Source organism: Trichocoleus sp. DQ-U1 (assembly GCF_039961925.1).
In the GTDB taxonomy this organism is placed as follows: domain Bacteria; phylum Cyanobacteriota; class Cyanobacteriia; order Cyanobacteriales; family FACHB-T130; genus FACHB-T130.
This window is the reverse complement of sequence record NZ_JAMPKB010000133.1, coordinates 1-8,886: the sequence shown is the minus strand read 5'-3', so window position 1 is coordinate 8,886 and position 8,886 is coordinate 1. Positions and strand designations below refer to the sequence as shown.

8 protein-coding genes are annotated in these 8,886 nt (G+C 46.9%); 4 read left to right on the top strand and 4 right to left on the bottom strand.

Annotated features, from left to right (window positions below; all coding sequences use genetic code 11):
- Nucleotides 1–255: 255 nt before the first annotated feature.
- The 4 genes from NDI34_RS26965 (at nt 256) to NDI34_RS26950 (ending at nt 5,420) form a co-directional block, all read left to right on the top strand.
- Nucleotides 256–1,893 carry a CHAT domain-containing protein gene (locus NDI34_RS26965; protein ID WP_190410866.1) on the top strand — a complete coding sequence of 546 codons (1,638 nt, stop codon included), beginning with the start codon at nt 256–258 and terminating at the stop codon, nt 1,891–1,893.
- 119 nt (nt 1,894–2,012) lie between these two features.
- Complete coding sequence (locus NDI34_RS26960) at nt 2,013–2,639, top strand: hypothetical protein (RefSeq protein ID WP_190532873.1); 627 nt, start codon at nt 2,013–2,015, stop codon at nt 2,637–2,639.
- 925 nt (nt 2,640–3,564) lie between these two features.
- Complete coding sequence (locus tag NDI34_RS26955) at nt 3,565–4,173, top strand: exopolysaccharide biosynthesis protein (protein WP_348234368.1); 609 nt, start codon at nt 3,565–3,567, stop codon at nt 4,171–4,173.
- Between the two features lie 188 nt (nt 4,174–4,361).
- Nucleotides 4,362–5,420, top strand: coding sequence for an alpha/beta fold hydrolase (locus NDI34_RS26950; RefSeq protein WP_348234370.1), 1,059 nt, complete (start codon nt 4,362–4,364; stop codon nt 5,418–5,420).
- 57 nt (nt 5,421–5,477) lie between these two features.
- On the opposite strand, the gene NDI34_RS26945 is transcribed toward NDI34_RS26950, so the two are convergent.
- The 4 genes from NDI34_RS26945 to NDI34_RS26930 form a co-directional block, all read right to left on the bottom strand.
- On the bottom strand, nt 5,478–6,836 hold the full coding sequence (locus tag NDI34_RS26945; RefSeq protein WP_190410869.1) for a PrsW family glutamic-type intramembrane protease: 1,359 nt from the start codon (nt 6,834–6,836) through the stop codon (nt 5,478–5,480).
- A gap of 215 nt (nt 6,837–7,051) precedes the next feature.
- Nucleotides 7,052–7,246, bottom strand: a complete 195-nt coding sequence (locus NDI34_RS26940; protein WP_190672969.1) for a hypothetical protein — start codon at nt 7,244–7,246, stop codon at nt 7,052–7,054.
- Nucleotides 7,247–7,263: 17 nt separating this feature from the next.
- A complete protein-coding gene (gene def / locus NDI34_RS26935) occupies nt 7,264–7,827 on the bottom strand; it encodes a peptide deformylase (protein WP_348234367.1) in 564 nt (187 codons plus the stop codon).
- 125 nt (nt 7,828–7,952) lie between these two features.
- A complete protein-coding gene (locus NDI34_RS26930) occupies nt 7,953–8,882 on the bottom strand; it encodes a GNAT family N-acetyltransferase (RefSeq protein ID WP_348234369.1) in 930 nt (309 codons plus the stop codon).
- Nucleotides 8,883–8,886: the final 4 nt, after the last annotated feature.

Genomic DNA, 8,886 nt, shown 5'->3' with positions numbered 1-8,886 from the left:
TCGATATTGCAGAAAAGTTCTTCTAGACTAATCATGGGAGAGGCTTGCTGAATGATGGTTTTGACAACTTTTAGCTTACACAGCCCCTCCCTTTCTTATCCCGAACTCAGGTTAAAATATCTCTTCAATAACCTTGTTTACCCTATTTGAGGTGATAAGAGCGAGTGAAGAATATTCGGTGAGTATTCCCCTGTTGTTCGGGTAGACTGATAAAAAACCTCGTATAGTGCTAGGTTTAAGGTTAATGTCTTTAGAATGTCCCAGTCTGAGAATCCCTGCCTCAGTTTAGCCATCAATCGGCTCTCCAAAACTTCCCTTGGGGCAGAACATTTTGCCATTTGGGTGATGAAAGCACCCTGTCCGGGTGGTCACGTTCTGCATGACTGTACGTGGCCTGAAATGTTGACCCAAAAGTGGCTGGCATGGCAGGAAATGTTTTCCCCACGGGGACTCCCTGATGTTCCGCTGGTACATCAGGCAAACCCTCCCGCCTTGACAGTTCCACTCGACGCCCTGAATGTTAACGGTCAAGCACTTCCGTATACGGCTCGTTTGATGCAAGATTTAGGGATTAGCCTCTGGAAGTGGTTATTTGACGGGGAAATTCAAAATAGTTTCGCTCAAAGCCAGGGAATTGCAATTGGGCAAAAAAAACGTCTGCGGCTGCGCTTAGAAATTCGAGACCCAGACTTAATTCCTGTGCCTTGGGAAATTATGCAGCCCGAACCTGGGAAACAAGCGATTTCTCTATCACAACAACTATTGTTTAGTCGTACCAGCAATGCGGTTGATCCGCTTCCACCCCAGCGCTTAGAGCAGGCTTTAAACATCCTGTTGGTACTGGGACACGATACAGAAAGCGAAGTCGCTCCCAGCTTGCAGCTGGAACAAGAAGCGGAGGCGCTGGCTAATATTTTGGAACGCTGCGGACGACCAGACTTACACCCAGATGGCGAACATACTGGTGCAACAGTCCTGTGCCAGGTAGATACGCTTTTACAACCTACAAAAGCAGAATTGATTTCACGCCTGGAAACAGAAAATTACAACATCTTGTTCTATGCCGGTCATGGCATCCCAGCAGCGGATGGTGGATTACTGTTTTTGCGACCTGATGCCAGGATCAATGGCACGGAGTTAGCTCAGGTTTTGGTTCGCTGTCAGGTGACGCTAGCGGTGTTTAATGCTTGTTGGGGCGCTCAACCAGAGCGGCACAACCAACAAAGTTTGCCGCGCAGCAGTTTGGCAGAGGTATTAATTCATCACGGTGTTCCAGCAGTTTTGGGAATGCGCGACTCAATTGCCGACGAGGAGGCTCTGTCGTTTATTCAGGCTTTTGCACAAGCTCTGGCAGCACGGATGCCTATAGATGAGGCGGTGGCGGTAGCAAGGCAAAAGTTGTTGACGCTTTACAAGTTCAACCAACCTGCCTGGACTTTGCCGGTTCTGTATATGCACCCAGATTTTGAGGGTGAGTTGATTCGACCAATTGGCGAGGAAGTGACGATACTGCCGGTGGATGTGAAGTCATCTGGGCACGATTTATCTACTCCATCTGCCTATCTTCGTCCGTTAGGAGTAACCAGCAAAGTTTCGCCAATTAGTGGCACAAGTTTGCGAGTGGGGCGTAATCCTAAGGGAAACGACTTGGTGATTGAAAAACAGGAAGTTTCTCGGCAGCACGCTGAAATTATTTGCGATGCTCTCCCAGACGGTAAACTTACTTACTTTCTAAAAGATAAATCTCGTTACGGCACGTTCATTTTAAGACCGAGTGGATGGCAGAAAGTCTATCATCCGGAAGTGCCTTTGCAATCGGGAGACCAGATAAAGTTTGGGAGTATGCAGGGTCAAACTTGGGAGTTCATTATTCAAGATAGTACGAAGTGCTAGGGCATGGTAAAAGCGATCGCCCTACAGAATACTGAGTGCTAAATAATATTTACGGAACTCGCCAAAGTGCCGCTGTAGCTACCCCTGCCAAGAACGGTATATCAATACACAGGAGCATCATGATGGCAAGGAAATCAATCGAAGGATTTTATGAGAATTCTCTTTCTCAAGTGCAAGCAGAACTACTAGAGGCACTCCTCCAGCCTGAAGAAGCTCCCTATCCCTGGAATCCTGCCGATCCAAATGTGGAAGCCTATTGGACAGAGCTGGAACAAGGGTTTGAACTTGAGGGATGGTTAGATGAAGAAATTAGTAGGGGGTCGCAAGCACTCTATGCAAAGTTCGATGAATGCTGGGCAAATACAAATGTGGCAGTTGCGCCGACAGCAGCGATCGCAGTTACATCTAGTTTAAGCGAGCGGTTTGCTGCCCGCGTTCCCCAAGCTTGGCTGGATGCGATCGCTCACAAAGCCCAACAGGTTGTATCAAGCCCTCTGTCAATCGCAGATCAGATGGTACAGTGCGTTCAAGAGCTGCTGCCGGAATGGGGAGAAGATGTGTTGCAGGTATGGGCGCGTCCTTTGGCTTCCGCTATGCGAGGCTCGGAAGCTGAAATTGCCCGCCCAGTTGAGTGGGATGAGTTATCGGAGAGCGAACGGGCACGGTTGAGTTTAGCAGTTGCCCGGTATGCGCTCAGACAATTCAACGACCTTAATTCTTCAGCACAAAATAAGTCCCCTGAGTAGACACTTTATCGGATTTATTCTCTGCGTAATATCGAGCGTGATTTTGGTTGTGATTGGCGTTTAAGAATAATCCCAAAGAGTCTCAAACAGGGAATCAGGAAGGTGTACTTCGATTCCTGGCTGCCTTATAGTGCCGATCGATGCCAACACATCGATGATGGCATTTTGCCAACAGTTCATTTAATCAGTCATTCTAGAGGCTCCTATGGACGACGTGGGAGAGGATTGGAGGGTTGTTAACGAGGGTCTACTTATCGGTAGACCCGTTCCCTCTGTATAGATATCGGTCTAATTCTGGTTTTTATGCAAGAACTAGAATCTTTGTTACAAAACATCATTATTTTTTTCTGACCCTGGCAGGCGATCGCTTCCACTTGGTTAAGGATCATCCTACTCCGGTACAATAATTCCCTATTACTGAATCCCTGGAAAGGATACACACCAATCGTTAGAGGTATTCTCGATCTGTTGTTAGAGTAGTTGACACTTGGCGAAGTCAGGCGTTTGAAAAATTTGCTTGCCCTTTGTAAAATACCCCCACTTCGGGAAGTCAACAGCACTTCTTCCTGCTGGCATAGCGAGTTGTTGTTCCTAAGTGAGTAAGCAACTGCAAGATTGAGTATCTCCTAGGATATTCTCATCCGACAGAATGGCTAGCTAAAATAAGGTAGGGGATCGTAATTGTGCAAATATCTCTTGCTATACCAAGTAAAGAGAGTCCCCTCGATAACATCCATATTTAGTAGGATTTATTTAATTGTTCTGCCTGTAAAAGCAAGGGTTGCTCTGCTTTTCATCACTGCATTTTTTCTCTAGCCAATAGTTAAGTGCAGTTGGAAAAAGCAATCATACTTTACATTAAAATTAGAAGAGATATTTATTTATTGAAAAAAAGTTGACCTAAAAGCCGAGAATTTAACACCCCATGCACCTCAGATTCTCTCAAAATATCAAGTCTCTTCTAGAGAAGTTAGCGAATAAACCGTTAACTTTAGCGGATGTTCTGGCAGAAACTTCTGAAAGGGGCTTTAGTTTAGTTATTGCATTACTTGTTTTGCCGTTTCTGTTTCCGATGCCACCCGGATTTACTGTCATATTGGGTAGCGGCAGCTTGATATTAGCGTTGCAAATGGCTTTAGGGCAACGTTTTCCTTGGCTACCCAAAAGAATTCGCCAGTTTCAATTTCCCCGCTGGTTTGCTCAGCAACTTTTAAAAAACCTGCAACGAGTCACAGGGGTGCTAGAGAAAGTGACTCGTCCCCGGTTGCGCTGGATAGCAGAAAACCCTCAAATTTGGCAATTAAACGGACTTTGTATTGCATGGCTGTCTGTGTTGCTGATGTTACCCATCCCTTTTACCAATCCGATTCCAACAATTGGGATTTTGCTACTCGTCATTGCCATGCTAGAAGCCGATGGTTTGCTGATGTGTTTCAGTTATGGATTAACTGCTGTGATTACTTTGTTGTTTGCAGTGGCTGCTGGGACGTTCTGGCAAGCGTTAAGTTCGGTGCTGCAAAGCTTGTTTCAGTAAATTCTATAATTGAGAGCTTTCTCGTTCTTCGGGGTTACAAGATAGAAGTGTAAAGGCGCATATCTTGATACCTCTACAATGATTATTTTTCACCATCTCAATTAGGCTGTAGGCACCCAGCATTACTTTGTTAAGCTGTATTAAGTAATGCTCAGCTCATGCTCAGAACTCCACAGATGCGCTTGTTGATGCCGAATTTGTCCTATACACCGCCTTGGTTGCTGAGAAATGGTCTGTCAATGACCTTATATACTGCTTTGCGGGCAGGGCGCGAATGGGAGAAGACGCCTGTAGATCGGGAGCCAAGTTACCGGGAGACAACTTTTACAGGTGCCGGAGAAGTGCCGATTTATGGCTGGGTTGCTATCCCCGATCGCCCTCACGGTACGATTGTGGGGACTTATGGCATTACCGGCGATTTGGAGAATCAATGGTTTCTGAGACTGCTGGGGCGCAAGGCATTTGCACAAGGCTATGCAGTAGTGCTATTTGATTGGCGTGCCCACGGAAAAACCGCTCAGTTATCTCCTACCTTGACTTCTGATGGGTTGTACGAGGGAGAAGATTTTGTCTGCATTGCTGCCCAAGCTAAGGCGATGGGTTGTCCTGCACCGTTCTGGTTCACGGGTTACTCGTTGGGAGGGCAACTGGCGCTATGGGCGGTAAAAGCGTCACAGGAGTTGTTAACCGGGAGAGGACAGGAATTAGGTTTGGAGGAAAGGGAGATTGGCGGGGCTGCGGTGATTTGTCCTAGCCTGGATTCTAACCGTTCCCTATCCTATTTGGTGAAACACCCGTTGGGTAAGTATTTAGAACAAGCGATCGCGCGAGAATTGAAAAGACTGGCTTGGCGCGTTCATCATGTTCATCCTGAAGCAATCGATCCCGCAGCCATTGAGCGGGCTAACAGCATTTGGGGCTTTGATAATGAGCTGGTAATCGGGCGATTAGGCTTTCCATCTGTCGAAGCGTATTATGACGCTAGCAGTGCCCTACACCTGTTGCCTCACCTGAAAAAACCGACTCTGATTCTGTACGCTGCTGACGATCCGATGTTTGACCCTTCAATTGTGCCTGAGTTGCAAGCTGCTAGCGATCGCAATCCTGACATTACTTTAGTACTGACGCAATATGGCGGTCATGTTGGGTACATCAGTAGTCAGGAATGTCAGCGTCAAACCGGAGATCCCGATCCTTGGTGGGCGTGGAATCGAATTTTAGAATGGTGCAAGGAAATTAAAAATTAAAAATGCAAAATGTAAGACTTGCCATTATACATTCTTAATTTTTAATTGCACTACTAACTATGGCGGGGCAGTAAAACGGGTGGCAAAATTTGAATTTCGCGTTGGAGATAAAGCCCGCGCTTTGAGAATTGCTGCGGTCAAAAAGGCATAGGAAATGATTCCCACCACCGCCAACAACAAGCCGCTGACAGCGCCTGTAGCGTTCCACAACGCATGGAGTCCTGATGCTGTCAGATAACCAATCAGCAAAATTGTCCAGCGCTTCTTGGGTTTTAGGGCACTCAGCCCAATGAAATAGCCTAGATAGCCGCTGTAAGCCATGTGTCCTGCCACCGATCCTAAAATTCGGGGAATCAGGAGTTGCAATCCCACCAATTCTCCAGCACCTTCTCCAGCTTGTAGTGTCACATTTTGGATAATCTGGGGGATGTATTGACCCAGTGTTTCCAACAGGGTGAAGCCAACTGCTGAGGCGGTTCCCAGCAGGATTCCATCCAGGGGTTCCCAGACGCCAATGCGATCGCGCAAGGGAGAGCGAAATCCTCGCCCAATTAAATACAATCCCAGCACTGGCAACGCCTTGAGCAACTCCTCCATTAATCCTGCCCCGAAAAACATTCGGATCAACAAACCGGGAAAGTCGATCAAACTCACCTGTTCCGAACCTCGGAGTACTGCTTCTACGTCTCCGGGCAAAACACGGCGAAAAACATAGATGAAAGCCAGCAAGACAGGACTCACCAAAATCAAGGCGGTTGTGACCGCTGAACCCAGGAGTACCCACCAAGGCTTATGCTTGCCGCAAAGTTGGTAGACAAAGTAATAAGCTGCCCAAGCCAGATAAGCTGCCAGTAACAGATTGAATACCACTGACTCACCGACAGCGGCAAACATCAAGACCACAAATCCGACTGTGACCATCCCCGGTACTAGATAAGCTTTTTTCGTTAAATCTCGTCCGGTGGAAAAAATCGGAAATAACTGGGTAAATGTCACTCCTTCCGGCTGGGATGGCTGCACTGGTGCGAATGGCTGAGACGACAGTTGAGTTCTGATTGAGGGAGTTTGAAACTCAAAAATAAACTCTGTGCCGTTTTGTCCCAACTCAATGCGATCGCCTGCGTGCAAAATTTGACATCCCTGTAGGCGTCTCCCGTTCACGTAGGTACCATTGGCACTGTTGAGATCGCAAATTTGCCAATTGGGTGCTACTCCCGACTGAGTAAGGGGACGGATTGCCGCATGACGCCTGGATACAACACCATGTTGGTTAGAATCCAACACAATTTGACAACTAGGTTCGCGCCCAATCACGACCTCCCGATCGAGCGGAAGCAAGTATGGGGGCAGTGGTGTACCAGCAGCACCAGTAGAAAGCAGCCGGAGAAACCCACTTGTGTAGCTCTGGCCTGTCATTTTAGTAGATTGCGAGAAAGCGATTAGCGATAGCTTAGCAATTAGTGGGGAGTTGTAGAGGCTGGGATTGACCCCCTCTGTCCGGCTAAAAGCTAACAACTCAGCACATCATTACAAAAAACCCTATCAGAAGAAACCCGATTTCTTTAAGAAACCGGGTCTCAAGCTTTGGTAGGTGATTTTTGTAGATTTCTATCACCCTGATTCAATGCTATTTATTGGTGAGAGTTGGCTTCCCGAACTGCGGCATAGAACAGCAATCCTACGAGAGGAATACTGGCAGCCAGGATGATCCCTGTAGGCAAGTTGCCCAAGTCGGGGTTTCCAGAAGCGAGTTCAAAAATGGAGCCAACGGCAGCGATCGCTGCCACGCAAGAACCGAGCAAAAATACACCACTCTTGGGGGTCATCATGGGCGGTGATATCCTTAAGCTACTGGCTTGACAGCTTGAGCAGAGAAGCCATGCTTTTTCAGCTCTTCATTCAAAGCGATCGCATTATCGACCCGATCCACAAACAGCACGCCATTGAGGTGATCCATCTCGTGCTGAATGGCGCGGGAGAGTAGCCCAGTTGCCTTGATAGTGCGGGGGCGTCCCTGTTCGTCCTTAAAAGCCACTTCCACCATTTCCGGGCGCTTCACGTCGATATAAACGCCAGGAATAGAAAGACAGCCTTCTTGAAACATACACAAGTCGCGCCCGAATTTCTTGATAGTCGGGTTAATCAACACTAAAGGTTGATTAGCGGCGTTATCCGGTTCGGTGTCAATGACAATCAGCTGTTTTTGCACTGCCACTTGGGGGGCTGCCAAACCGATGCCATCTGCGCTGTACATGGTTTGCAGCATCTCCCGAATCAGCTGCCGGATTTCCTGGTCTACCTTGGCAATACGTTTAGCTGGCTGACGCAGGACGCGATCGCCCATATAGTGAATTTCTAATGGCGGTTTTTCTAACTTTTTCTTTTCGACGGCAACTTCAGTCGTCATAGCATTCTGGCTCGCAGATACAGCTTATATGTTCAATGGGTGGAGTTTTTTTATCTTAACAGTTCTCAGTTGTTGCCTCCCTTACTACTTAACTCACTTACTCTCTTCCTCAACACCTACTTTCATCAACAACGCGCCGAACGCGGTAGCATAAATTTTTCTCCCTCTGCCGCAAATTTCCCCTTCACCATTAGCACCGTCTCATCAAATGCGTGGGGAAACGCCCTGATATCTCCTGCATCCAAAAGTTCAGGGCTAAAGTATATCGTGATGTCTTCAATGGTTTGGGGTATTCTGTCGATAATTTCTTTCAATGGGTATATCTGCGTTGCCACGATATCAAAAAGGTGGAGTTGAGTCTCTTTTATCTCCATGCAAGCGATTAAATCCAAATCTTCTGCATAGTATATAGGGCGACTTCCTTCATTGAAGCAAAATACGGCTTTCTCTTTCACAACTCCAACAATATTAGAAACAGGTATCCGCGTTTCTAATAATCTATGTAGCAATTTTAAATCCTCAACATCATTAAAATCCAGTATTCTAAAACCAGCGTTGCTACTTTGCAAATTCCATCTTCTTTTAAACACGTATTCTTCTAGTTTCCGAAAGCCAAAAGGCGTATAAAACTCTGGGTTCGGCGTTGTCAATACCAGCGTTTCATAGAATTTATCGCAATATGCCAACACCTCTTCTATCACCTCGCGGTAGTAGCCGCGCCTGCGAAATTCCGGTCGCGTGCATACTCCATGTATTCCCCCCACCGTCACCCTTTGTCCCATGATTTGCATCGGAATTTCTAACACTCCTACATGGGTAATAGCTAGGTCGTCTTGAAAGCGAATAAACGGAGTCGAAGCATCTTCCGACGATGCGTCTAATTTTCTCCCGCATTCTGCCATTTCTCCCAGCCCAGGAAATACGATTTCAACCAAGTCAAACAACTTACAGCAGATTGCAGGTATATAGAGTACATTGAGGTCAGTGCATGAACAGGTAGAATGAAACCTTACTCCATCGACTTTCGAGAAAAAGTAGTCAAAGCATACGAACAAGAAA